Annotated in this window: 25 protein-coding genes; 17 read left to right on the top strand and 8 right to left on the bottom strand. The window is 72.6% G+C overall.

What is annotated here, in order from left to right; genetic code table 11:
- Positions 1 to 62 precede the first annotated feature (62 nt).
- Genes HJC40_RS35395 through ribH form a run of 3 tightly spaced genes read left to right on the top strand, consistent with a single transcriptional unit; the run spans position 63 to position 2,398 of the window.
- On the top strand, positions 63 to 662 hold the full coding sequence (locus HJC40_RS35395) for a riboflavin synthase (protein ID WP_250007800.1): 600 nt from the start codon (positions 63 to 65) through the stop codon (positions 660 to 662).
- Positions 655 to 1,875: a bifunctional 3,4-dihydroxy-2-butanone-4-phosphate synthase/GTP cyclohydrolase II gene (locus HJC40_RS35390; protein ID WP_374273490.1), complete on the top strand. Its 1,221-nt coding sequence runs from the start codon at positions 655 to 657 to the stop codon at positions 1,873 to 1,875. Before HJC40_RS35395 ends, HJC40_RS35390 begins: the two co-directional genes overlap by 8 nt.
- A gap of 46 nt (positions 1,876 to 1,921) precedes the next feature.
- Positions 1,922 to 2,398, top strand: coding sequence for a 6,7-dimethyl-8-ribityllumazine synthase (ribH, locus tag HJC40_RS35385; protein WP_250007799.1), 477 nt, complete (start codon positions 1,922 to 1,924; stop codon positions 2,396 to 2,398).
- 29 nt (positions 2,399 to 2,427) lie between these two features.
- On the opposite strand, the gene HJC40_RS35380 is transcribed toward ribH, so the two are convergent.
- The 5 genes from HJC40_RS35380 to HJC40_RS35360 all read right to left on the bottom strand — a co-directional run bounded on the left by HJC40_RS35380 (position 2,428) and on the right by HJC40_RS35360 (position 5,808).
- Complete coding sequence (locus HJC40_RS35380) at positions 2,428 to 2,823, bottom strand: hypothetical protein (protein WP_250007798.1); 396 nt, start codon at positions 2,821 to 2,823, stop codon at positions 2,428 to 2,430.
- The gene (locus HJC40_RS35375) at positions 2,823 to 3,239 is read right to left on the bottom strand and encodes a hypothetical protein (protein ID WP_250007797.1); all 417 of its coding nucleotides are present in this window, start codon (positions 3,237 to 3,239) and stop codon (positions 2,823 to 2,825) included. Before HJC40_RS35375 ends, HJC40_RS35380 begins: the two co-directional genes overlap by 1 nt.
- A 111-nt stretch (positions 3,240 to 3,350) precedes the next feature.
- Positions 3,351 to 4,091 (bottom strand): amino acid ABC transporter ATP-binding protein, encoded by a 741-nt coding sequence (locus HJC40_RS35370; protein ID WP_250007795.1) that lies wholly within the window; start codon positions 4,089 to 4,091, stop codon positions 3,351 to 3,353.
- Entirely contained in the window at positions 4,091 to 4,939 is an 849-nt protein-coding gene (locus tag HJC40_RS35365) for an amino acid ABC transporter permease (protein ID WP_250007794.1), read from the bottom strand. The genes HJC40_RS35370 and HJC40_RS35365 overlap by 1 nt, the downstream gene beginning before the upstream one ends.
- Complete coding sequence (locus HJC40_RS35360) at positions 4,936 to 5,808, bottom strand: ABC transporter substrate-binding protein (RefSeq protein WP_250007793.1); 873 nt, start codon at positions 5,806 to 5,808, stop codon at positions 4,936 to 4,938. Before HJC40_RS35360 ends, HJC40_RS35365 begins: the two co-directional genes overlap by 4 nt.
- Positions 5,809 to 5,886: 78 nt before the next feature.
- Here HJC40_RS35360 and HJC40_RS35355 point away from each other — a divergent pair, with 78 nt between their 5' ends.
- The 10 genes from HJC40_RS35355 (at position 5,887) to pheT (ending at position 14,757) form a co-directional block, all read left to right on the top strand.
- Entirely contained in the window at positions 5,887 to 6,150 is a 264-nt protein-coding gene (locus HJC40_RS35355; protein WP_250007792.1) for a phosphoribosyl-ATP diphosphatase, read from the top strand.
- 47 nt (positions 6,151 to 6,197) lie between these two features.
- Positions 6,198 to 7,040: an ATP phosphoribosyltransferase gene (hisG, locus tag HJC40_RS35350; protein ID WP_250007791.1), complete on the top strand. Its 843-nt coding sequence runs from the start codon at positions 6,198 to 6,200 to the stop codon at positions 7,038 to 7,040.
- A 33-nt stretch (positions 7,041 to 7,073) separates the two neighbouring features.
- Positions 7,074 to 7,523 (top strand): PH domain-containing protein, encoded by a 450-nt coding sequence (locus HJC40_RS35345; RefSeq protein ID WP_374273483.1) that lies wholly within the window; start codon positions 7,074 to 7,076, stop codon positions 7,521 to 7,523.
- Between the two features lie 312 nt (positions 7,524 to 7,835).
- A complete protein-coding gene (gene infC / locus HJC40_RS35340; RefSeq protein WP_250007814.1) occupies positions 7,836 to 8,462 on the top strand; it encodes a translation initiation factor IF-3 in 627 nt (208 codons plus the stop codon).
- A 53-nt stretch (positions 8,463 to 8,515) separates the two neighbouring features.
- Positions 8,516 to 8,710, top strand: a complete 195-nt coding sequence (rpmI, locus tag HJC40_RS35335) for a 50S ribosomal protein L35 (RefSeq protein ID WP_250007790.1) — start codon at positions 8,516 to 8,518, stop codon at positions 8,708 to 8,710.
- 37 nt (positions 8,711 to 8,747) lie between these two features.
- Positions 8,748 to 9,140, top strand: coding sequence for a 50S ribosomal protein L20 (gene rplT, locus HJC40_RS35330; RefSeq protein WP_250007789.1), 393 nt, complete (start codon positions 8,748 to 8,750; stop codon positions 9,138 to 9,140).
- Positions 9,141 to 9,231: 91 nt separating this feature from the next.
- Positions 9,232 to 10,008 carry an RNA methyltransferase gene (locus tag HJC40_RS35325; RefSeq protein WP_250007788.1) on the top strand — a complete coding sequence of 259 codons (777 nt, stop codon included), beginning with the start codon at positions 9,232 to 9,234 and terminating at the stop codon, positions 10,006 to 10,008.
- Positions 10,008 to 11,012, top strand: a complete 1,005-nt coding sequence (locus HJC40_RS35320) for an alcohol dehydrogenase catalytic domain-containing protein (RefSeq protein WP_250007786.1) — start codon at positions 10,008 to 10,010, stop codon at positions 11,010 to 11,012. Before HJC40_RS35325 ends, HJC40_RS35320 begins: the two co-directional genes overlap by 1 nt.
- Positions 11,013 to 11,206: 194 nt before the next feature.
- Positions 11,207 to 12,268, top strand: coding sequence for a phenylalanine--tRNA ligase subunit alpha (pheS, locus tag HJC40_RS35315; protein ID WP_250007785.1), 1,062 nt, complete (start codon positions 11,207 to 11,209; stop codon positions 12,266 to 12,268).
- 8 nt (positions 12,269 to 12,276) lie between these two features.
- A complete protein-coding gene (pheT, locus tag HJC40_RS35310; RefSeq protein WP_250007784.1) occupies positions 12,277 to 14,757 on the top strand; it encodes a phenylalanine--tRNA ligase subunit beta in 2,481 nt (826 codons plus the stop codon).
- 53 nt (positions 14,758 to 14,810) lie between these two features.
- Here pheT and HJC40_RS35305 read toward each other — a convergent pair whose 3' ends face one another.
- Genes HJC40_RS35305 through HJC40_RS35295 form a run of 3 tightly spaced genes read right to left on the bottom strand, consistent with a single transcriptional unit; the run spans position 14,811 to position 17,412 of the window.
- Complete coding sequence (locus HJC40_RS35305; RefSeq protein ID WP_250007783.1) at positions 14,811 to 15,554, bottom strand: SAM-dependent chlorinase/fluorinase; 744 nt, start codon at positions 15,552 to 15,554, stop codon at positions 14,811 to 14,813.
- 35 nt (positions 15,555 to 15,589) lie between these two features.
- Positions 15,590 to 16,336, bottom strand: a complete 747-nt coding sequence (locus HJC40_RS35300) for an SDR family oxidoreductase (protein WP_250007782.1) — start codon at positions 16,334 to 16,336, stop codon at positions 15,590 to 15,592.
- Entirely contained in the window at positions 16,333 to 17,412 is a 1,080-nt protein-coding gene (locus tag HJC40_RS35295; RefSeq protein WP_250007781.1) for a LacI family DNA-binding transcriptional regulator, read from the bottom strand. The genes HJC40_RS35300 and HJC40_RS35295 overlap by 4 nt, the downstream gene beginning before the upstream one ends.
- Before the next feature lie 16 nt (positions 17,413 to 17,428).
- On the opposite strand from HJC40_RS35295, the gene HJC40_RS35290 reads away from it, so the two are divergent.
- From HJC40_RS35290 to HJC40_RS35275, 4 genes are all read left to right on the top strand, one after another.
- Entirely contained in the window at positions 17,429 to 18,625 is a 1,197-nt protein-coding gene (locus HJC40_RS35290; protein ID WP_250007779.1) for a sugar MFS transporter, read from the top strand.
- Positions 18,626 to 18,637: 12 nt separating this feature from the next.
- The gene (locus tag HJC40_RS35285; protein ID WP_250007778.1) at positions 18,638 to 19,654 is read left to right on the top strand and encodes an LLM class flavin-dependent oxidoreductase; all 1,017 of its coding nucleotides are present in this window, start codon (positions 18,638 to 18,640) and stop codon (positions 19,652 to 19,654) included.
- A 104-nt stretch (positions 19,655 to 19,758) separates the two neighbouring features.
- Entirely contained in the window at positions 19,759 to 20,490 is a 732-nt protein-coding gene (locus HJC40_RS35280) for an ABC transporter ATP-binding protein (protein ID WP_250007813.1), read from the top strand.
- A 1-nt stretch (position 20,491) separates the two neighbouring features.
- Complete coding sequence (locus HJC40_RS35275) at positions 20,492 to 22,342, top strand: FtsX-like permease family protein (protein ID WP_250007777.1); 1,851 nt, start codon at positions 20,492 to 20,494, stop codon at positions 22,340 to 22,342.
- Positions 22,343 to 22,349 lie beyond the last annotated feature (7 nt).

Genomic DNA, 22,349 nt, shown 5'->3' with positions numbered 1-22,349 from the left:
GCCACCGTTGAGACCCGCCCGCCACCGTTGAGACCCGCCCGCACCGTCAAGAGGAGCTTCTTATGTTCACCGGCATCGTCGAGGAACTCGGTGAAGTCGTGCGCCTGACCGACTCGGGCGGCGACTCCGCGGTCCTGGCGGTCCGCGGGCCGCTGGTCACGTCGGACGCCCGGCACGGCGACTCGATCTCGGTCAACGGCGTCTGTCTCACCGTGATCGACAACGTCGACGGCGTCTTCACGGCCGACGTGATGGGCGAGACGCTGCGCCGCTCGTCGCTCGGGGCTCTGCAGGCGGGCGGTCAGGTCAACCTCGAGCGGGCCGCCGCGCTGGGCAGCCGCCTCGGCGGTCACCTCGTGCAGGGGCATGTCGACGGCGTCGCCACGCTCGTCTCCCGCGAGCCGGCCGCCGACTGGGAGGTCGTGCGGTTCTCGCTGCCCGCCGAGCTGGCCCGGTACGTGGTCGAGAAGGGCTCGATCACTGTCGACGGGGTGTCGCTGACCGTGATGGCCGTCGACGACGAGACGTTCAGCGTCGGGATGATCCCGACCACGTCGAAGCTGACCGTGCTGGGCAGCAAGGACGTCGGCGACCCGGTGAACCTCGAGGTCGACGTGATCGCCAAGTACGTCGAGAAGATGATCGGAGACCGCAATGTCTGACCTGGGATCGTTTGCGAACGTCGAGCGGGCCATCGCGGACATCGCGGCCGGCCGCGCGGTGATCGTCGTCGACAACGAGGACCGCGAGAACGAGGGCGACCTGATTTTCGCGGCCGAGAAGGCCACGCCCGAACTGGTCGCCTTCATGGTGCGCTACACCTCGGGCTACATCTGCGTGCCGATCACCGAGGACGAGGCCGACCGTCTCGACCTCCCGCCCATGTTCCACACCAACCAGGACGCGCGGGGCACGGCGTACGCGGTGACGGTCGACGCCCGCGAAGGGGTCACGACCGGCATCTCGGCGGCCGACCGGGCCCGTACCATCCGGTTGCTGTCCTCGCCCGAGACCCAGCCGGCCGACCTCTCCCGGCCGGGCCACGTGGTGCCGCTGCGGGCCAAGCCCGGTGGTGTGCTGCGCCGCCCGGGCCACACCGAGGCCTCGATCGACCTGGCCGTGCTGGCCGGGCTGCGTCCCGCCGGCGTGCTGTGCGAGATGGTGAACGACGACGGGACGATGCAGCGCCGCCCCGACCTCGAGAAGTTCGCGGCCGAGCACGATCTCGCCCTGATCAGCATCGCCGACCTCATCGCGTACCGCCGGCACCACGAGACCCAGGTCGAGCGGGTGGTCGAGACCCGGCTGCCGACCGAGCACGGCGTGTTCACCGCGGTCGGCTACCGGGCGCTGACCGACGCCGGCGAGCACGTCGCGCTGGTCTACGGCGACCTCGCCGACGGCGACGACGTGCTGGTCCGCGTCCACTCGGAATGCCTGACCGGTGACGTCTTCGGCTCGCATCGCTGCGACTGCGGCCCGCAGCTCGACGCCGCCCTGCAGCGGGTGGCCGAGGCGGGCCGGGGCGTGGTGCTCTACATGCGCGGGCACGAGGGCCGGGGGATCGGCCTGCTGCACAAGCTGCAGGCATACCAGCTGCAGGACCGCGGCTTCGACACCGTGGACGCGAACCTCGAGCTGGGACTGCCGGCCGACGCCCGCGACTACGGCACCGGCGCCCAGATCCTGTACGACCTGGGCGTGCGCTCGATGCGGCTGTTGACCAACAACCCGGCCAAGCGGGCCGGCCTCGAGGGCTACGGGCTGACGATCACCGGGCGCGAGGCGCTGCCGGTGCGACTGCACCCCGAGAACGTGCACTACCTGCGGACCAAGCGGGACCGCATGGGGCACCTGTTCGAGGCGTTGGGCTGATTTCCCGGCTGCTTCCGACGACGATGAACGGCAAAGAGGGGGAGACATGGCCGGTTTCGGTGATCCGCATCTGGAGATCGTCGACGCGGCCGGGCTGCGGCTCGGCATCGTCGGCGCGCGCTGGCACTCCGACTTGATCGACCACATGATCGAGCGGGCCCGGGCGGCGGCGGAGGAGTGCGGCGTCACGGACGTCGTGGTCACGCGGGTGGCCGGCTCGGTCGAGCTGCCGGTCGTGGCGCAGGCGCTGGCCCGCACGTGTGACGCGGTGGTGGCGCTGGGCGTGGTGATCAAGGGTGAGACCGACCACTACAAGTACGTCAACGACTCGGTCACCGCCGGGCTGACCCGGGTCGCGCTCGACGAGCGGACCCCGGTCGGCCACGGCGTGCTGACCGTGCAGAGCCTCGGGCAGGCCCGTGACCGGGCCGGCCTGGAGGACTCGGTCGAGGACAAGGGCTGGCAGTCCACGGTGGCGGTGCTCGACGCTGCGCTGGTGCTCCGCGACCTGGCCAAGCCCTGACAGAAGGCCCGAGCCCTGACGGAACGTGGTCAGTTCTGCAAGCGGGTGTTCTGGTTGATCGGGGCGGCTCCGGTCACCAGCATGGTGAGCCGTGCCCGGCCGCGCTCGAACGGCGCCCCTCCGACGGTGGCGGTCACCCGGGTGATGTGCAGCACGCCGCCGTTGCGGCAGGTGAGCTCGTCGATCGCGGTTCCGCTCGCGATCAGGCCGTCGTCGCGGGTCTGGGTGACCGAGACGGTGGCCGTGCCGGTGATGTCGGCCGGGCAGGTGACGCTGTAGTTGACGTCGACGGCCGCGCCCCGCGCGGCCAGCGTCGTTCCCAGCAGGCCGATCTCGGCGCCGGCGTCCGCCCGGGCCGGCGCCGGGCTCAGGGCGGTGAGCAGAACGGTGGACAGGGCGAGGGCAGTCAAGCTTCGCAGTCGCATCAGCTGATCCGAATCGTCTCGTCGAACGCGATGACGTCGCAGTCGGCGGCGTCGCAGACCGTGCGCACGGTGGTGGCCGTGGCCGGGCCGACCACGAAGTCCGCGCCGATCGGGTTGCGCTCCACCCGCAGCTCGATCGGCTGAGCGACGCCGGTGCAGTCCGCCTTCTTCTGGCGGGTGCCCTGGGCGATGCGGTCGTCGTTGGCCGCGGTGACGGTGACCAGAACCTTGATGGTGGCGCCGGCCGGGCAGGTGGCGCTCAGCGTGACCACGACCCGCTCGCCTTGAGCGGCGCGGTCGGCGGTGACGACTCTCGTGCCGGATGGTCCGGTGGCGGCCTGCGCGCCGGCGGCGAGCAGGGCCGATCCGGTGATCAAGGCGGTCAGGACGGCGAGAAAGGCGATGAAACGACGCATGTCGGTCCTCTCAGCGAAGCAAGAGGGCCGCCTCCCCGTATAGACGGTTCACCCCCGTGCCCGCCGTTGCACGGTGTCATGCGCGAGCAACACCACGTGCCCCCGGGCCGGTCAGAGGCGACCGGCCTCGATGATGCGGGCCAGGAACTGGCGGGTGCGGGGCTCGACCGGGTCGCCCAGCACCTGCGCGGGCGGGCCCTGTTCGAGCACGCGACCCTGGTCGAGAAACGCCACCCGGTCGGCCACCTGGCGGGCGAAGCCCATCTCGTGGGTGGCCAGCACCATGGTCATGCCCTCGCCCTTGAGGTCCCGGATCATCGTGAGCACTTCACCCACGAGCTCGGGGTCGAGCGCCGAGGTCACCTCGTCGAGCAGCAGCAGGCGCGGGCTGTTGACCAGGGCCCGCACGATCGCCACGCGCTGCTGCTGGCCGCCCGAGAGCTTGTCGGGATAGCTTCCCGCCTTGTCGGCCAGGCCCACCCGGTCGAGCCATTCCATCGCCTGCTCCCGGGCGGCCGTGGCGGCGCGTTTGTGCACCCGTACCGGCGCGAGCGTGATGTTGTCGAGCACGGTCATGTGCGGAAACAGGTTGTACGACTGGAAGACCAGGCCGATCTTCTGGCGTACGGAATCCGGGTCCACCCGAGGGTCGGTGATGTCCTCGCCGTCGAGGCGGATGACGCCGTCGTCGATCTCGGCGAGCAGGTTCACACAGCGCAGCAGCGTCGACTTGCCCGAGCCGGAGGCGCCGATCAGGGCCACCACCTCGTGCTCGCCGACGTCGAGGCTGAGCCCGTCGAGCACCACGGCGGAGCCGAAGGTCTTCCGGACGTCCGTGCAGGAGAGCACCATCACTCACCACCGGCCTGGCGCCGGGCGGCGCGCAGCGTCACCCAGTCGGTGATGCCGATCAGCGGCAGCGCGAGCAGCACGAAGAGCACACCCGCGACCACGTACGGGGTGAAGTTGGCCGTCTGGGCCACGCCGATCTGCGCCGCCCTGATCGCGTCGATCGGACCGGCCAGGGAGATCAGGCCCACGTCCTTCTGCAGGGCCACGGTGTCGTTGAGCAGCGGGGGCGCCACCCGCCGGACGGCCTGGGGCAGCACCACGAACCGCATGGACTGCCGGTAGCTGAGCCCGAGCGAGCGCGCCGCCGCGACCTGGCTCGGGTGCACCGACTCGATGCCGGCCCGGAACACCTCGGCCAGGTACGCCCCGTACGTGATCACGATGGCCGCGCCGCCGAGCACGGTGACGCTCGGCGTGCCCTGCAACCGCAGCCCGGGGATGCCGAACGCCATCAGGTAGATCACGATGATCAGCGGCAGCCCGCGGAACGAGTACGTGTAGAGGGTCGCCAGCGCCCGTACCGGGAAGAACACCGGACCGCGCAACGTGCGCAGCACGGCGATGAGCAGCCCCAGCGCCAGCGCGGCGAGCGCGCAGAACACCAGCATCCGTACGTTGAGCCAGAGCCCCTGGAGGATCTCGGGCAGCCAGTCCACGGCGATGCGCGGGTCGAAGAACGACTGGCGCACCCGGTCCCACCCGGGCGCGCCGGTGACCAGCACGCCCAGCAGCGTGCCGACGACGGCGGTGGAGAAGGCGGCGAGCAGCACCGACCGGACCGCCGACCGGCGACGGAAGGCGATCCGGTCCTGCTGAACGGCGCTGACGGTGTGGAGCGGCGTGGTCACTGGAGTTCGGGAGCCCCGCCCGAGTCGGCCAGCCAGGTCTTCTCCAGGACGGCCAGGGTGCCGTCCTGCCGCAGCTGGTCGACCGCCGTGCTGACGCAGCCGGTCAGCGCGGAGCCCTTGTCGAGCACCAGCCCGAACTGCTCGGGCACGCCCACCTGGGGCAGCTGACCGACGATCACGCCGTCCTTGAGCTCGGCCGCGGTCATGTAGAACGCGGTCGGCAGGTCCACCACGATGCCGTCCACGGTGCCGTTGACCAGGGCGGCCTTGGCGTCGTCGTTGTTGTTGAACACCGACGGCTGGGAGCTCGGCTTGATCAGGTCGGTGACCGCCTGGTAGCTCGTCGTGCCGACCTGGGCGCCCAGCTTGGCGCTCTGGAGATCGGCCAGCGACTTGGCGCCGGCGATCTTCGAGCCCTTCGTGGTGATCACGGTCTGCCGGACGAGGTAGTAGGGCGACGAGAAGTCCACGGCGTTGCGGCGTACAGGGGTGATCGAGAACTGGTTGATGTCGAAGTCGAAGGCCTTCGGACCCGGCGCGATGGCGTTGGTGAACGTCACAGAGGTCCAGATCACGTTGTCCTGCGAATAGCCCAGTCGCTGGGCCACCTGGTAGGCGACGGCCGACTCGAAGCCCTTGCCGTTCTTCGGGTCGTTGTCGGAGAACCACGGCTCGTACGCCGGGTTGTCGGTGCCGATCGTCAGCTTGCCGGCGGTCTTGGTCGACAGGGCGCCGGCCGGGCAGACGTCGCCGGAAGCGCTGGCTGACGTGGTGGGGGCGGCGTTCTCCTCGACGGGCGAGCAGCCCGCGAGGGCGGCCAGCGCGAGCACGGCGCCGCTGGCGGTGAGGAGGGTGAATCGGCTGAGCATGACCGGGAGCCTAGAACACGTCTCACCTGCTGGGGCCGTTCGTCGCCATCCCGTGACGACTTGGCAAAATGGCCCACCGTGAAGACGTTCGAAGAGTTGTTCGCCGAGCTTCAGGCCAAGGCGGCGGAGGGAACCCCCGGTTCGTCCACCGTCGCGGCTTTGGAGCGCGGAGTCCACTTCATCGGGAAGAAGGTCGTCGAAGAGGCGGCCGAGTCCTGGATGGCCGCCGAGCACGAGGGCCCCGAGCGGGCCGCCGAGGAGATCTCGCAGTTGCTCTACCAGGCTCAGGTTCTGATGATCGCCACCGGCCTCGACCTCAAGGACGTCTATCGACATCTGTGACGTGCGTGCCTGAGCCTGGACCGTTCGAGTAAAGGAGCACGTCCGAGATGCTGCGCATCGCCGTCCCCAACAAGGGGACTCTGTCCCAGCCCGCGTCGCAGATGCTGCGCGACGCCGGCTACCGCCAGCGCACCGACCCCAAGGACCTGATCTGCCGCGACGAGGAGAACAACGTCGAGTTCTTCTACCTGCGGCCGCGCGACATCGCCACGTACGTCGGCTCGGGGGATCTCGACCTGGGCATCACCGGTCGTGACCTGCTGGTCGACTCCGGAGTCCCGGCCACCGAGGTGCTCGACCTCAACTTCGGCGGCGCCACCTTCCGCTGGGCCGCCCCGACCGGCTCGCTGACCTCGGCCGACGAGATCGGCGGCAAGCGCATCGCCACCGCGTACCCCGGGGTGGTCGAGCGCTATCTGGCCGAGCACGAGCTCAAGGCCGACGTGGTGCGGCTCGACGGCGCGGTCGAGAACGCCGTCCGGCTGGGCGTCGCCGACCTGATCGCCGACGTGGTCGAGACCGGCGCCACGCTGCGCCAGGCCGGTCTGGTCACGCTCGGCGAGCCGCTGCTGCGGTCGTCGGCGATCCTGATCGGGCGGGCCGAGGGCGAGCACGCGGGCGCCGCCCAGCTGGTCCGCCGCCTGCAGGGTGTCCTGGTGGCCCGGGGCTACGTGATGCTGGCCTACGACGTCCGGGCCGACCTGCTCGACGAGGCCACCGCGCTGACACCGGGCATCGAGTCGCCCACGGTGTCGCCGCTGCACCGCGAGGGCTGGGTGGCCGTGCAGGCGATGGTGCCCCGCTCCGGGGTGCACCGGGTGATGGACGAGCTCTATGAGCTGGGCGCCCGCGCCATCCTGGTCACCGACATCGCCAACTGCCGGCTGTAGGGGGTGATCGCGGACGTGAGTAGCCTGAGGACCGTGGACGAGACGACGGTGACCTACCGGCCCAAGAAGATCCGCTGGGTGGCCGTGCCGGTCGCGGTCGCGGTGGCGGTGCTCTTCACCGTGCTGAGCTTCGGGCTGAAGGGGTCGGCCGGCTTCGACAACTCCGGCTCGTTCCAGCGCGGCGACCAGGCCGCCATGATCGGGCTCGGCATCCTCATCGCGCTCGGCGTCCTGGCCTTCCTGCGGCCGCGGGTGATCGCCGACGCCGAGCACATCCGGGTGCGCAACGTCGTCGGCGGCTACGACCTGCCCTGGTCGGTGGTGCGCAAGGTGCGCTTCGACCGGAACTCGCCGTGGGCCCAGCTCGAGCTGCTCGACGACGAGCAGATCTCGGTTCACGCGCTGCAGGCGGCCGACAAGGACTATGCCGTCGAGGGCGTCCGTACGCTGCGCAAGCTGCACGCGGCGGCCGTCGACGCCTGAGGATCCACACCTGCTAGACTCGACGCCGTCGACCACGTCCGCGTTTTCTGCGGACGCGAAAGAGGAGCCCGCTGGTTCCCACCCGCCGCCTTTTCACCGAGGGCCGGGTCCGGTCACCTGGACGTCGGATGGAATATCCGACGTCCGGGGAGCGTCCTCATGGACGCCGATGACCGGTCGAGCGGGCCCCGGCATGCGCTGATGCTGAAAAGCGACAGAGCACGCGGGGCCTTCTGCTTTCCCGGCGCCCGGTTGTCCCCGGGCGCGGGGCCGACCGACATTGGCAGACGTAAACCGTTCTGAGGAGGCCCCATCAGCGTCGAACCACGCGTTAACGAACAGATCCGGGCTCGTGAGGTCCGTTTGGTCGGCCCCGAGGGTGAGCAGGTGGGCATCGTCCCGCTCGAGCGCGCCTTGCAGCTGGCTGCGGACGTCGATCTGGATCTGGTCGAGGTTGCTCCGATGGCGCGGCCGCCGGTGTGCAAGCTCATGGACTTCGGCAAGTTCAAGTACGAGAGCGCACTGAAGGCACGCGAAGCGCGGCGCAATCAGCAGCAGACCGTCATCAAGGAAATGAAGCTCCGGCCGAAGATCGACCCGCACGACTACGAGACCAAGAAGGGTCACGTGGTGCGGTTCCTCAAGGCGGGCGACAAGGTCAAGGTGACGATCATGTTCCGCGGTCGCGAGCAGAGCCGCCCCGAGCTGGGTTTCCGGCTCCTGCGCCGGCTCAGCGAGGAGATCGCGGAGCTCGGTTTCGTGGAAGCCAGTCCGAAGCAGGACGGCCGAAACATGATCATGGTGCTGGCCCCGCACCGGGCCACCAAGGCAGCTGCTGCTGCGACGGTCGCGGCCAACGCGCGTCCGCCGAGGGAGCCGCGCGAGGGCGATGGCGTCGAGGCGCCGCCGGTCGAAGTCACCGACACCACCGCACAGTAAGCACGCTTTTCCGGGCCGCCGTGCGGCCCGGAAAGATCAGAAAGAGGCTCCACGTGCCTAAGTTCAAGCCCCACACCGGCACCGGCAAGCGGGTGAAGGTCACCGGTAAGGGCAAGATCGTCCGCGAGCAGGCCGGCAAGCGCCACCTCCTCGAGGGCAAGTCCTCGCACGTCACCCGGCGCATGACCGGCACCGTGGTCATCGCCGAGGCCGACCTCAAGCGAGTCAAGAAGCTGCTCGGCCGCTGACGCGCGCCACACCCGTTCCCCTGTTAGGAGTACCGAAATGGCACGCGTCAAGCGGGCAGTGAACGCCCAGAAGAAGCGTCGCACGTTGCTGGAGACCGCCAGCGGATATCGCGGTCAGCGCTCCCGCCTGTACCGCAAGGCCAAGGAGCAGGTGCTGCACTCGATGCAGTACGCGTACCGCGACCGCCGTGACCGCAAGGGCGACTTCCGCCAGCTGTGGATCACGCGCATCAACGCGGGCGCCCGGGCCAACGGCCTGACCTACAACCGCCTCATCCAGGGCCTTCGCCTGGCTGAGATCGAGGTCGACCGCAAGATCCTGGCCGACCTCGCGGTGAACGACGCCGTGGCTTTCGCCGCCATCGTCGAGGTGGCCAAGGCTGCTGTCGCGGCCGAGGGCACCGGCGGCGCGGCCGCGCAGGCCGCGTAAGTAAGTTCTTCGACAGGCGTCTCCCGTCACGGGAGGCGCCTGTCGGCCTTTTCCGCCTCTTGCAGGCCCGAACCCCAGACTGGAACGGTCGATGACGTTCAGCGCTCGTACTCCCCGGGTCGCCGCCGCACGGAAACTGCAGCGGCGCCGGGACCGCGACCAGGCCGGGCGATTCCTGGCCGAGGGGCCGCAGGCGGTGCGGGAGGCGCTGGCCGCCGGGGTGGTGGTCGAGCTGTTCACGACCGGGGACGCGGTCGAGCGGTACGCCGACCTGGTCGCCCACGCCGACGTGGTGTCCCCGGTGACCGACGACGGCATGGCCGCGCTGGCCGAGACGGTGCAGCCGCAGGGGCTGGTGGCGGTCTGCGAGCAGGTTGATGTGCCGCTCAAGGAGGCGCTGGCCAAGCAGCCGCGGCTGGTCGCGGTCGTCGCCGAGGTCCGCGATCCCGGCAACGCGGGCACGATCCTGCGCACGGCGGACGCGGCCGGGGCGGGCGCGGTCGTCTTCGCGGGCGATGCCGTGGACCCGTACAACGGCAAATGCGTCCGCGCGTCGGCCGGGTCGTTGTTTCATGTAGATGTGGTCCGTTCCCCGCTCGACGTCGTGAAATCACTGCGTGCCGCCGGTCTGCAGGTGCTCGCCACCAGTGGCTACGGCGCCGACGACCTCGACTCGCTGGCCGACGACGGGGTGCTCGACGCCCCGACCGCCTGGCTGTTCGGCTCCGAGGCGCACGGTCTGCCCACCGCGCTGCTCGAGGCGGCCGACCGTCAGGTGCGCGTGCCCATCTACGGCGGGGCGGAGAGCCTGAACCTGGCCGCGGCCGCCGCCGTCTGCCTGTACGCGTCGGCCCGGGCCCAGCGCTGATGCGAGCCGTCCTGTACGACGCCGTCGGCGCGCCCCCGCGGATCGCCGACGTGCCCGAGCCGACCTGCCCGGCCGGCGGCGCCCTGATCGACGTGCGCGCGACCGGCCTGTGCCGCTCCGATTGGCACGCCTGGCGCGGGCACGATCCCGTCCCGCTGCCGCACATCCCCGGGCACGAGTTCGCCGGGGTGGTCGCGGCCGTGGGCGCCGGCGTCGAGGGCTTCGCGGTGGGCGACCGGGTGACCGCCCCGTTCGTCAACGGTTGCGGGTTCTGTGCGTTCTGCGCCGAGGGCCGGGCCCAGATCTGCCCCAACCAGACCCAGCCCGGCTTCACCCATCCGGGGTCGTTCGCCGAACGGGTCGTGGTGCGGGCGGCCGACACCAACCTGGTACGCCTGCCCGACAGCGTCGGCTTCGTGCCGGCCGCCGCCCTGGGGTGCCGTTTCGCGACCGCGTTCCGGGCGCTGACCGGGCACGGGCCGATCCGGGACGACGCCGTCGTGGCGGTGTACGGCTGTGGTGGCGTGGGGCTCTCGGCGGTCATGATCGCGACGGCGCTGAGGTTGCGGGTGCTCGCGGTCGACCCGTCCCCGGCGGCCGCCTCGCTGGCCGCCTCGCTCGGCGCGGTGATCGTCCACGAGATCGACCAGGAGGCCGACATCGCGATCGACGCGTACGGGTCGGCCGCCACCGCCGAGGCGTCGGTGCGCAGCCTGCGCCGCGGCGGCCGGCACGTCCAGGTCGGTCTGATGCTCGGCCCGGACGCCCGCGCGCCGCTGCCGTGGGATCTCGTCGTGGCCCGCGAGTTGCAGGTCGTCGGCTCGCACGGGATGGCCGCGGCGGACTACCCGCCGATGCTCGACCTGGTCGCGCGGGGCCGGCTCGACCCGGCCCGGCTGGTCGGCTCGGAGATCCCGCTGGAGGCGGCCGGCGTGGCGCTGACCGCCATGGACTCGCCGATCCCGGCCCACGCCGGAATAACCGTGGCGGTGCGCGGCGGGTGACGCGATATGCTGAGCGGGTGCCCACCCTGATGACGCTGTTTAGCCGGCCCGCTGGTCGCGGGCTGCGGGTCTGCACACCCTGATGCGGGTCTGACACACCCCGATTTCCCTGACCGGCGGGCTGCGGCCCAGTCGCGCGTCCGTAGACTGCCGTCCGGCGCTGTCCGAGGCACAGCCGGTGTGTGAGGGAGACCATGTCCTACCGCAACGACCCGTACGATCCGAAGCAGGCCGCCCTGCTCGACCCGGCCGCACTGGAGGCCGCCGTCGACGACGCGCGCAAGGCCTTCGACGCCGCGTCCGACCTGGACGAGCTGGCCACGCTGAAGTCCGCGCACCTCGGCGACCGGGCCCCGATCTCGCTGGCCCGCCGCGAGATCGGCTCGCTGCCGCCGGCCGCCAAGTCCGACGCCGGCAAGCGGGTCAACCTCGCCCGGCAGTCCGTGCAGGGGGCGTACGACTCGCGCCTGGCCGAGCTCGAGATCGAGCGCGCGGCCAAGGTGCTGGTCACCGAGCGCGTCGACGTCACCCTGCCGTGGGACCGCCGCCCGCGCGGCGCCCGCCACCCGCTGACCACGCTGATGGAGCACATGGGCGACCTGTTCGCCGGCATGGGCTACGACCTCGTCGAGGGCCCCGAGCTCGAGCTGGAGTGGGCCAACTTCGACGCGCTCAACATCGGGCCCGACAACGCCGTCCGCGGGTCCATGGACACCTTCTACGTCGACCTGCCCGGCCTGGTGATGCGCACGCACACCTCGCCCGGCCAGGTGCGCACCATGCTCACCCGGCAGCCACCGATCTATGTGGTCAGTCCGGGCCGGGCCTACCGCTCGGACGAGCTCGACGCCACCCACAGCCCCGTCTTCCACCAGCTCGAGGGCCTGGTCGTCGACGAGGGCATCACGATGGCCCACCTGCGCGGCACGCTCGACCACTTCGCCAAGGCGATGTTCGGTCCCGACGCGCGCACCCGCTGGCGGCCGCACTACTTCCCGTTCACCGAGCCGTCGGCCGAGTTCGACGTGTGGTTCGCCCAGCACCGCGACGGCCCGCGCTGGGTCGAGTGGGGCGGCTGCGGCATGGTGAACCCGCGGGTGCTGGTGGCCTGCGGCATCGACCCCGAGCGTTACTCGGGCTTCGCGTTCGGCATGGGCGTCGAGCGCACCCTGATGTTCCGCAACGGCGTCAGCGACATGCGCGACATGGTCGAGGGCGACGTGCGGTTCACCGCGAACTTCGGAATGGAGGTCTGAGGCTCAGCATGAAGACGTCACTGTCGTGGCTGCGGGAGTTCGTCGAGCTGCCCCCCGGTCTCACCGCGCAGGAACTCGACAACGCCCTGACCAACCTGGGCATGGAGGTCGAGTCGATCGTCGACCAGGCCGCCACCGTCCAGGGTGACCTCGTCGTGGGCCGGGTGCTCACGATCGAGGAACTGACCGGTTTCAAGAAGCCGATCCGCTTCACCACGGTCGACGTGGGCCGGGGCGAGCCGCAGGAGATCGTCTGCGGTGCCCGCAACTTCAGCGAGGGCGACCTGGTCGCGGTCATCCTGCCCGGCGGCGAGCTGCCGGGCGGCTTCCGGATCGGCGCGCGCAAGACGTACGGCCGCAACTCCCACGGCATGATCTGCTCGGCCGCCGAGCTGGGGCTGGGCGGCGACCACTCCGGCATCATCGTGCTGCCGCCGGGCGTGGCCGAGCCGGGCGCCGACGCGCGTCCGGTCGTGGGCCTGTCCGATGTGCTGGTCGAGGTCGAGATCACCCCCGACCGCGGTTACGAGCTGAGCCTGCGCGGTCTGGCCCGGGAGCTCTCGTACGCCTTCGCGGCGTCCTACACCGACCCGGCGTCCCTGGTCACCGCGCCCGAGCCGACGGCCGAGGCGCCGTACCCGGTGACGGTCGACGACACGGCCGGCTGCGACCGGTTCTCGGCCCGGGTGGTGCGCGGCATCGACCCGGCCGCGCCCTCGCCCGAGTGGATGCAGAAGCGCCTGATCGCGGCCGGCATCCGGGCCATCTCGCTGCCGGTCGACATCACCAACTACCTGATGCTCGAGCTCGGCCAGCCGATGCACGTCTTCGACCTGGGCCGGCTCAGCGGCGGCCTGGTCGTGCGCCGGGCCCGGCCGGGGGAGAAGCTGACCACGCTCGACGGCGTGGCCCGGGTGCTCGACGCCGAGGACATGGTCATCTGCGACGACACCGGCCCGATCTCGCTCGCCGCGGTGATGGGCGGCGAGACCAGCGAGTGGCAGCCCGACACCGTCGACGTGCTGCTCGAGGCGGCCCACTGGGACCCGGTGATGGTCGGCCGCACCGCCCGCCGGCACAAGCTGTTCAGCGAGGCGGCCAAGCGCTGGGAGCGCGGCGTCGACCCGCGGCTGACCCTGGTCGCCCTCGAGCGGGCCGTCCAGATCCTGACCGAGCACGCGGGCGGCACCGTCGACGAGCGGGTGCTCGACCTCGACCACGTGACCGCCCCGGCGACGATCGCGCTCGACCCGGGCCTGCCCGCGCGCAGCATCGGCCTGCCCTACGACGCCGAGCGGGTCGCCGCCCTGCTGTCCCAGGTGGGCTGCGCGGTCACCGGTGCCGCGCCGCTCGAGGTCACCCCGCCGTCCTGGCGGCCCGACCTGCTCGCCCCGATCGACCTGGTCGAAGAGGTGGCCCGGCTGGGCGGCTACAACGACATCCCGAGCCTGCTGCCGCCCGCGCGGGGCGGCAACGGCATCACCCCCCAGCAGCGGCGGCGCCGCTCGGTGGGACGGGCGCTGGCCGAGAACGGCTACGTCGAGGTGCTGTCCTACCCGTTCGTGGCGCCCGCGGCGGCCGACCAGCTCGGCTACCCGGCCGACGACCCCCGGCGCAGCGCCGTGCGGCTCACCAACCCGCTCTCCGAGCAGGAGCCGCTGCTGCGCACGTCGCTGCTGCCCACGTTGCTCGGCACGCTGAAGCGCAACCTGGGCCGCGGCCGGCGCGATCTGGCGCTGTTCGAGACCGGCACGGTGTTCCTGCCGCGCCTGGCCCAGACCGCCCCGCCGGTCATGGGCGTCGACCGCCGCCCGTCCGAGGCGGAGTGGATCGCGGCCAACTCGATCGTGCCGGCGCAGCCGTGGCACCTCGCGGTCGCGCTCACCGGCGACGCCGAGCCGGCCGGCTGGTGGGGTCCGGGCCGCGCGGCGTCCTGGGCCGACGCGGTCGAGGCGGTGCGGATCGCGCTGTCGGCGGCCGGTGTCTCGGCCGGCCGGGTCACCGTGGGCGCCGCCGAGCTCGCGCCGTGGCACCCGGGCCGGTGCGCGGCGATCTCGGTGGACGGCACGGTCGTCGGCCACGCCGGCGAGCTGCACCCGGCCGTCGTGTCGGCCTACGAGCTGCCCAAGCGCACCAGCGTGGCCGAGCTCGACCTGGACGCGCTGCCGTTGCCCCCGGTCACCCAGGCCCGGCGGATCTCGTCGTTCCCGCCGGCGCTGATCGACGTGGCGCTGGTGCTCGACCGGGCCACCCCGGCCGCGTCGGTCGAGGCCGCGCTGGCCGACGGGGCGGGCGAGCTGCTCGAGTCGGTGTCGCTGTTCGACCTGTACGAGTCGGACCAGCTCGGCCCGGACAAGAAGTCGCTTGCCTACAAGCTGACGTTCCGCGCGCCCGACCGCACCCTCACGACCGAGGAGACGCTGGCCGCGCGGGACGCCGCCGTCGCCGCGGTGTCCGCCCGTTTCGGCGCCACCCTGCGGGGCGCCTGACCGATCGGTTCCAGCGCCGGGTCGTCATGACCCGGCGCTGCGGACCGCGTGGGCTAACGCTCGATCTCGACCGGAGTGCCGGAACGGGGCCGGCCGAAGACGTCGGCGGCCCGGCCGCCGCGCAGGAGCAGCTCGTAGAACGGCTCGTCCCAGCCCGAACTGCCCGGCGCGAACGACATGGCGCCGGCCGGGACGGTGAAGACGCCGTCGCTGACCACCGCCTCGGCGGTGCGGTCGCCGACGCGTACGCGAACGGTCGTGCCCGGCTCGGCCGGGGGCTCGTGCCAGGACGTCTTGAGGTTGCCGTAGCCGTCGGTGTAGACGACCGCGTCGGGCGGCGGAGCCGGCAGCGGGAGCTCCTCGCCCAGCAGGTCGTCGCCGCGGGCGAGGGCGGCCACGGCGGCCGGGAAGACGTCACGCGAACGGAACTGGGAGCCGGCGTCGGCGACCTTGACCGCGCGCACCGTCCGCCCGAGGAACGACAGGCTCACCCCGGAGGCCACCCCGACCACCAGGACACCGGAGTCGAGCCGGACCGCGGCCAGGCGCTCGCCCGCGTTGTCGGGTCGCGGGTCGTCCTCGTCGGCGCGCGGCGCGACGTTGGCGAAGACGACCCGGTCGGCCGGCCCGTCGGTCAGCGCGAGCTGCGCGACGCAGAACCCCGCGCTCACCGTGTCGAACGCCGGCACCGGCACCGTGCTGACCGCGGCCCCGGGCACGAGCTGGGCGAAACGCTGCGTTACCTCGGCGAAGGCGAGATCCCCGGCGCCGTAGTCGGCGACCACCGTGATGAGCATGTCCGCAGATTAACCACTGAACGGCGCGGTAATCGTTAATCGATGGTGTGGCCGCCGTTGACGGTGATGCGTTCGCCGGTGACGAAGCGGGACGCGTCGGAGGCCACGAAGGCCACCACGTCGGCGACGTCCTGCGGCGTGCCCATCCGGCGCAGCGGCACGTCGGCCACGTAGCCGGCGGTGTCCTGCTCGGTGACCTCGCCGTGCCGCTCGACCGGGATCCACCCCGGAGCGACCACGTTGACCGTCACGTTGTCGGCGCCGAGCTCCCGCGCCCACGTGCGGGCCAGGATGAGTTGCGCGCCCTTGGCCGCGCTGTAGGCCGACATGCCCGGCAGCGCCCGTTCCACCATGTCCGAGCCGATGTGGATGAACCGTCCGCCCCCGAGGCGCCGCATCTGGGGGAGGGCGGCCCGCAGCAGCAGGGTCGGGCTCTTCACGAAGAACGTGAGCTGGTCGAGGTGGTCCTGCCAGGTGGTCTCCTCGGCCCGGGCGGTCGGCTGCGGGCCGGTCGCGTTGGCCACCACGACCTGGACGGGACCCAGCTCCCGCTCCACCTCGGCCGCCAGCCGGTCGACGTCGTCCTCGTCGGTCACGTCGGCCCGGAAGGCCACAGCCGTCCCGCCGGCCGCCCGGATGTCGGCGACCACCTTGGCCGCGCCGTCGGCGTCGGACCGGTAGTTGACCGCCACCGGCCACCCGTCGGCCGCCAGCCGCCGGCAGAGGTGCGCGCCGAGGCCCCGCGAGGCCCCCGTGACCAGGGCACTGCCCGAGATCGTCATGAGCTGACCGTACTGTCCGCGGTCCGGGTGCTCGCGCGCACCCGGACCTGCCACTCGTGCCGGGCCGGGGCCGCGGAGGGCAGGCCGAGGGCCGCCCGGGCGCAGTGGGCCCCCTGATCGCGCAGCGACTGGGCCAGCGTGGTCAGCCCGGCCGGCGCGGCCGCGTCGCTGTCGTCCCACCCCGTGACGGCCAGGTCGGCCGGGATCCGCAGGCCGGCGCCGGCCGCCGCGCGCAGGGCGCCGAGGGCCAGTTCGTCACCCATCGCGGCGATGGCGTCCGGCGGCTCGTCGCCCCGGAGCAGCTCGGCGGCGAAGGTCTCGGCCTCGGTGACGAGGTTGACCGGGCAGACCGCCAGGCGCAGCTCCGAGGCCGGCCGGCCGGTCGCTGTCCAGGCGTCGAGCAGGCCCTCCCAGCGGTGGCGGGTCACCGGGAACCGCACCTCGCCGACCTGGTCGCCGGTCAGCAGCAGGCGGGCCCGGTCGCGGTCGAGCGGGAAACCGAGCACCACCGGGCGCCGGGCTCCGGCGAAGGCCACCGCGCCGATCGCGGCGGCCGCGGCACGGTCGTCGATGCCGATCACCGGCATGCCGCGCCGGTGCGGGCCGGCGTGGACCACCGCGGGCAGCCCGGTGTCGGCCACGGCGTCCAGCACCGGGTCGTCGTCGCTGGTGGTCCAGACGACGAAGCCGTCCACCGCGGCCTGGGCCACCCGCCGCGCGTCCGAGGCCTCGCCGGTGATCGGTACCAGGGTGAGCCCGACGCCCTCGGCCGCGCACACGTCGGAGACCCCGGCCAGGAACCGCGCGGCCTGCGGATCGTCGAAGGCGTAGCTCAGCCGTTCGCCCAGCACGACGCCGAGCGACCCGGCCCGTCCCCGGCGCAGCGAGCGGGCGGCCGGGTGCGGGCCGGGGTAGCCGAGCCGCTCGGCCGCCGCCCGCACCTTGGCCGCGCTCTCGGCCGAGACCCGCTCGGGCTGCGAGTACGCGTACGACACCGTCATCGGGGAGACGCCGGCCGCCCGGGCGACGTCGCCCATCGTCGGTCGCCGCTTCGTGTTGCGAGAGGGACGGGTCATGTCGCAGACTGTATCTGTGTATCGATACACAGAGCAGGAGACGACCTTCGTCCGGGACGCGCCCACGGTGCTCGCGTACGCCGCGATCGGGTGCTTCACCTTCTGGCTGTACGCCTTCGGGCCCGCCCTGAGCCTGCTGCGCGAGGAGCTCGACTTCTCGTACACGCTGCTCGGGATCTATTCGGTGGTGTGGGCGGTGGGAGCGGCCCTGACCGGCGCCGGCTTCTCCTGGGTGGCCGCCCGCCTGTCGAGGAGCACGCTGCTGTGGGGCTCGGCGGCCGCCACGATCGGTGGGGCGGCGCTCTTCACGCTGGGCCGGGGCGTGCCGGTGACGCTGGTCGGGGCCGGGGTGTTCGGCCTGGCCGGGACGACGCTGCTGACCGTGATCCAGGCGATCCTGTCGGACCGGCACGGCAGCCGGCGCGACCGGGCGCTGACCGAGGCCAACATCGCCGCGGGTGCGTCGGCCGTGTTCGCCCCGCTCGTGCTCGGGCTGCTCGCGGCCGGCGTGATCGGCTGGCGGGCCACGTTCGCCCTGCCGGCCGTCGTCCTCGTGCTGCTTTTCCTGCGCTACCGGCGCCAGCCGCTGCCGGCGCCGGCCGGGCACCGCGCCACGCGCCGGGGCGGACGGCTGCCACTCGCCTGCTGGCTGTTCGCGGTGCTCACGGCGGTCAGTTCGGCGATCGAGTTCTGCCTGGTCTACTTCGGCCCCCAGGTGCTGCTGGCCACCGGCCTGTCCGCGGCGGCGGCCAGCACCGCGCTGAGCAGCAACTTCCTCGGCATCCTGATCGGCCGGCTGCTCGGCGCGCGGATCACCCGCCGTCCCGGCCGCGCGGTCGCGCTGCTCTACGCCTCGCTGGCGCTCACCGGCGGCAGCTTCGTGCTGTTCTGGCTGACCGACCGGCCCGCCCTGGCCATCGCCGGGCTGTTCCTGTGCGGGGTGGGGATCGCGAACCTCTATCCGCTGGCCCTGGCGCTCACCCTGGAGGCCGCCGACGGGCGCGAGGACCAGGCCAACGCCCGCTCGCAGTTGGTCCTCGGCCTGGTCGCCGCCGTCTCGCCGTACCTGCTGGGCAGCCTGGCCGACCGGCACGGGCTGACCACCGCCTTCGCCCTCGAACCGGTGCTGATCGTGCTCTGTCTCGGGCTGCTCTGGACCGGGCTGCGCACCCGGAGCGGCGCGGCTCACGCCCCCGCGGCCCGGCCTTCGTGACAGGCTGAGGGCGTGACGTCGCGACCTCTGCGGAAGCTGGGCTTCCTGACCATCGGGCTCTTCGACCGGGACGACCCGCGAGCCGGGCACGAGTCGACGCTGGAGATCATCAAGCTGGGCGAGGACCTCGGGTTCGACAGCGCCTGGCTGCGGCACCGGCACCTCCAGTACGGCATCTCGTCCCCGGTCGCCGTGCTGGCCGCGGCCTCGCAACGCACGTCCAGGATCGAGCTCGGCACGGCCGTGACGCCGCTCGGCTGGGAGAACCCGTTGCGTCTGGCCGAGGACCTGGCGACCGTCGACGTGCTGTCGGGCGGGCGGCTCAACCCGGGCCTGAGCGTCGGGCCGCCGATGAACTTCGACACCGTCAAGGACGCGCTCTACCCCGACACGGCCGAGGCCGAGGACTTCAGCTACCGCCGGGTCGAACGGTTGCTCGGGTTCGTCCGCGGCGACCGGGCCAGCGACTTCAGCGGCAAGAAGGGCGTCGTCGAGGAGTTCTCCGACCGCGTCGAGCCGCACTCACCCGGGCTGATCAAGCGCATGTGGTACGGCGGCGCGAGCCTGCGGTCGGCGCATTGGGCCGGCGAGCACGGCCTGAACTTCCTGACCAGCAGCGTCGTCTTCGCCGGGGACGCCGAGGACCCGACCGACTTCGCGGCGATCCAGCTGTCCCAGATCCGCGCCTTCCGCGACAACCACCCGGACGGCGAGGGGGCCCGGGTCTCCCAGGGCCTGGTCGTGATCCCCACCGATTCGGCGACGCAGGAGCAGAGAGCCAAATACGAGGCGTACGTCGAGAAGCGCATGCCCCGCACCCGGGAGCCGCAGGGCCCGAGCCGCATGCTCTTCTCCCGCGACTACGTCGGCAGCTCGCTCGAGATCGCCGACCAGCTGCTCGCCCACGCCGCCTTCCGCGAGATCGACGAGGTGGCGTTCGCGCTGCCGTTCAGCTTCGACCACCCCGACTACGTCCAGATCCTCACCGACATCGCCACCCACCTCGCCCCGGCCCTCGGCCGCAACTGACCGGACGCGGCCCGCTCAGCAGGGGTGCTAGCACCACCGGAAATCCGCCTGTCTGCCGCAGCGACCCGGGACCGCCGCGACAATAGCGTCGAGTCATGACGACGATGACGACGATCTCGGCCGCGGTGACGCTGCACGGGGTCAGCCGGGTGTTCGGGCGGGGGCCGGCAGCGGTACGGGCGGTCGACGACGTGACGCTCGAATTCCCGCGCGGCGGCTGGACCGCGGTGATGGGCCCGTCCGGCTCGGGCAAGTCCACGCTGCTGCACTGCGCGGCCGGTCTCGAACGGGTCGACACCGGGCGGGTGCTGCTCGGCGACACCGACCTCACCGCGGCCGGGGACGCCCAGCTGACCACGCTGCGCCGCACCCGCATCGGCTTCGTCTTCCAGAGCTTCAACCTGATCGGCGCGCTGAACGCCGAGCAGAACGTGGCCCTCCCGCTGCGGCTGGCCGGCCGGCGCCCGTCCCGCTCAGAGGTCCGCGCGACCCTCGACGCCGTCGGCCTGGCCGACCGGGCCCGGCACAAGCCCCGCGAGCTGTCCGGCGGTCAGCAGCAGCGGGTCGCGATCGCGCGGGCCATGGTGACCCGGCCCGAGGTGCTCTTCGCCGACGAGCCCACCGGCGCGCTCGACTCGACCGCCGCCCGCACGGTGCTCGACCTGATGCGGTCCATGGCCGACGCCGGGCAGAGCATCGTGATGGTCACGCACGACCCCGGTGCGGCGGCCCGCGCCGACGCCGTGGTCTTCCTGCGCGACGGCCGCGTGGTCGATCGGCTGGCCGGCGCCGACGCCCGCGGGGTGGCCGACCGGCTCGCCGCCTGGGAGCGCTGACATGCTCGGGATGAGCCGGGCCGGCCTGGCCGAACGCTGGACATTGTTCGTCGGCGCGCTGCTCTCGGTCGCCCTCGGGGTGGCCCTGGTGCAGTCGTCGTTGCTGCTGCTGATCTCGGCGGCCACGCTCGACTCGTCGGCCTCGCAGAACGGGGACGCCGCGGTCGCGATGCTGGGCGTCGTCCTCGGCGGGGCGGTGTTCCTGGCCGCCTTCGTGATCAGCTCGACGTTCGCCTTCACCGTCGACCAGCGCCGCCGCGACCTGGCCCTGCTGCGGCTGGTCGGGGGCAGCCGCCGCCAGGTGCGCCGGTTGCTGCTGGGCGAGGCCGTGCTGCTCGGTCTGGCCGGTGCCGCGCTCGGCGTGCCGGCGGGTCTTCCGGTGATGGCGGTGCAGGCCTGGCTGATGCGCCGGTTCGACTTCGTGCCCGCCGGCTTCGCCGGCGAGTGGCGCATGTGGATCCTCGGGGTCTCGCTCGGCGGCGGCGTGCTGCTCGCGGTGGCCGGCGTGCTCGTCGCCGCCCGCCGTGCGGCCCGGGTGCGGCCGTTGGACGCGCTGCGCGAGAGTGGCGCCGCGGCCCGGGTCATGACGGCCGGCCGGTGGATCGCCGGGCTGTTCTTCCTGGCCGGCGCGCTGGCCCTGATCATCGTGGCGCCGCACGGCGGTCCGGGCGGCGGCCAGGCGATGGCCATGAACGTGGCCATGCCGGCCGCGGTGGCCATCGTCGCGTTCGCCCCGCTTCTGGTCCCGGCGATCGCCCGGCTGATGCCGTTCGGCGGGGGCGTGCTCGGCTCGCTGGCCCGCGCGAACGTCCGCGACGCCCGGCGCCGGTCGGCCTCGGTGGCCGCGCCGCTGATCGTGCTGATCGCGCTGGTGGTCGGCAACACGGGCGCCGGGGCGTCGTTCACGGCCGGCGGCATCGACGAGACGGCCCGCTCGACCCACGCCGACTTCGTCGTGGAAGGCGCCGTGCCGGCCGCCGCGGTGCCCGGCGTGGCCGTGGTGTCGACCGAGATCTCCGTGCCGGCCGAGGTCACGGTCGGCTCGGGCGAAGACCAGGAGACGGAAGCGGTCACGGCCCTGGTGATCGACCCTCGGGCGTACGCGGCCGTGCACGGAACCCCCGTCGAGCTGTCGGGTCGTGCGGTCGTCCGGGGGCCCGGGGGAGACGTGCCCTCGCAGGGCTCGGTGCACCTCCGCCTGCCCGGGGCCGACCTGGGCGAGCTGCCGGTGGTCGCCGCCGTGCCCGAGACGATGAGCGGCGGCGCGGGCCTGCTGCTGCCACCCGGTCTGGTGCTCGAGCCCCAGGTCGCCGCCGCGCCGGTCCGCTCGTTCGTGGCGCTCGCGCCCGGGGCCGACCCGTCCGCCGTCCGCGCCGGGCTGGCCCGCTTCGGCGAGGTCGCCACCGTCGGCGACTGGCTGCGGGCCGACGCCGAGCTGCGGAACTCGACCAACGACCGGGTCATGCTGATCGTGCTCGGGCTCGGTGGCCTCTACGCGCTGATCGGCGTCGTCAACTCCATCGTCATCGGCGCGGCGACCCGGCGGCGCGAGTTCGCCGAGGCCCGGGTCACCGGCCTGACCCGCGGCCAGGTCGTCCGGGTGGCGCTGCTCGAGGCGTACGCCGTGACCGGCGCGGCCCTGCTGCTGGGTGTCGTGGCCGCTGCCGCGGCCCTGCTCGCGGCGCTCACCACCACCGCGGCCGTGACCGGCGTGGCCACCCTCGACCTGCCCTGGCCCCTGTTCGGCGCCGTGGCCGCCCTGACCCTGACCGTCACCGGCGCGACCAGCCTGATCACCTCCTGGTCGGCCACCCGCCCCCCACCCGTGACCCTCCTGGCCGCTCACGAGTGACTTCGCT

Origin of the sequence: Actinoplanes sp. M2I2 (genome assembly GCF_023544445.1) — a bacterium.
Classification (GTDB): domain Bacteria; phylum Actinomycetota; class Actinomycetes; order Mycobacteriales; family Micromonosporaceae; genus Actinoplanes.
The sequence above is the reverse complement of the archived record's forward strand: the minus strand, read 5'-3'. Positions and strand labels throughout refer to the sequence as shown.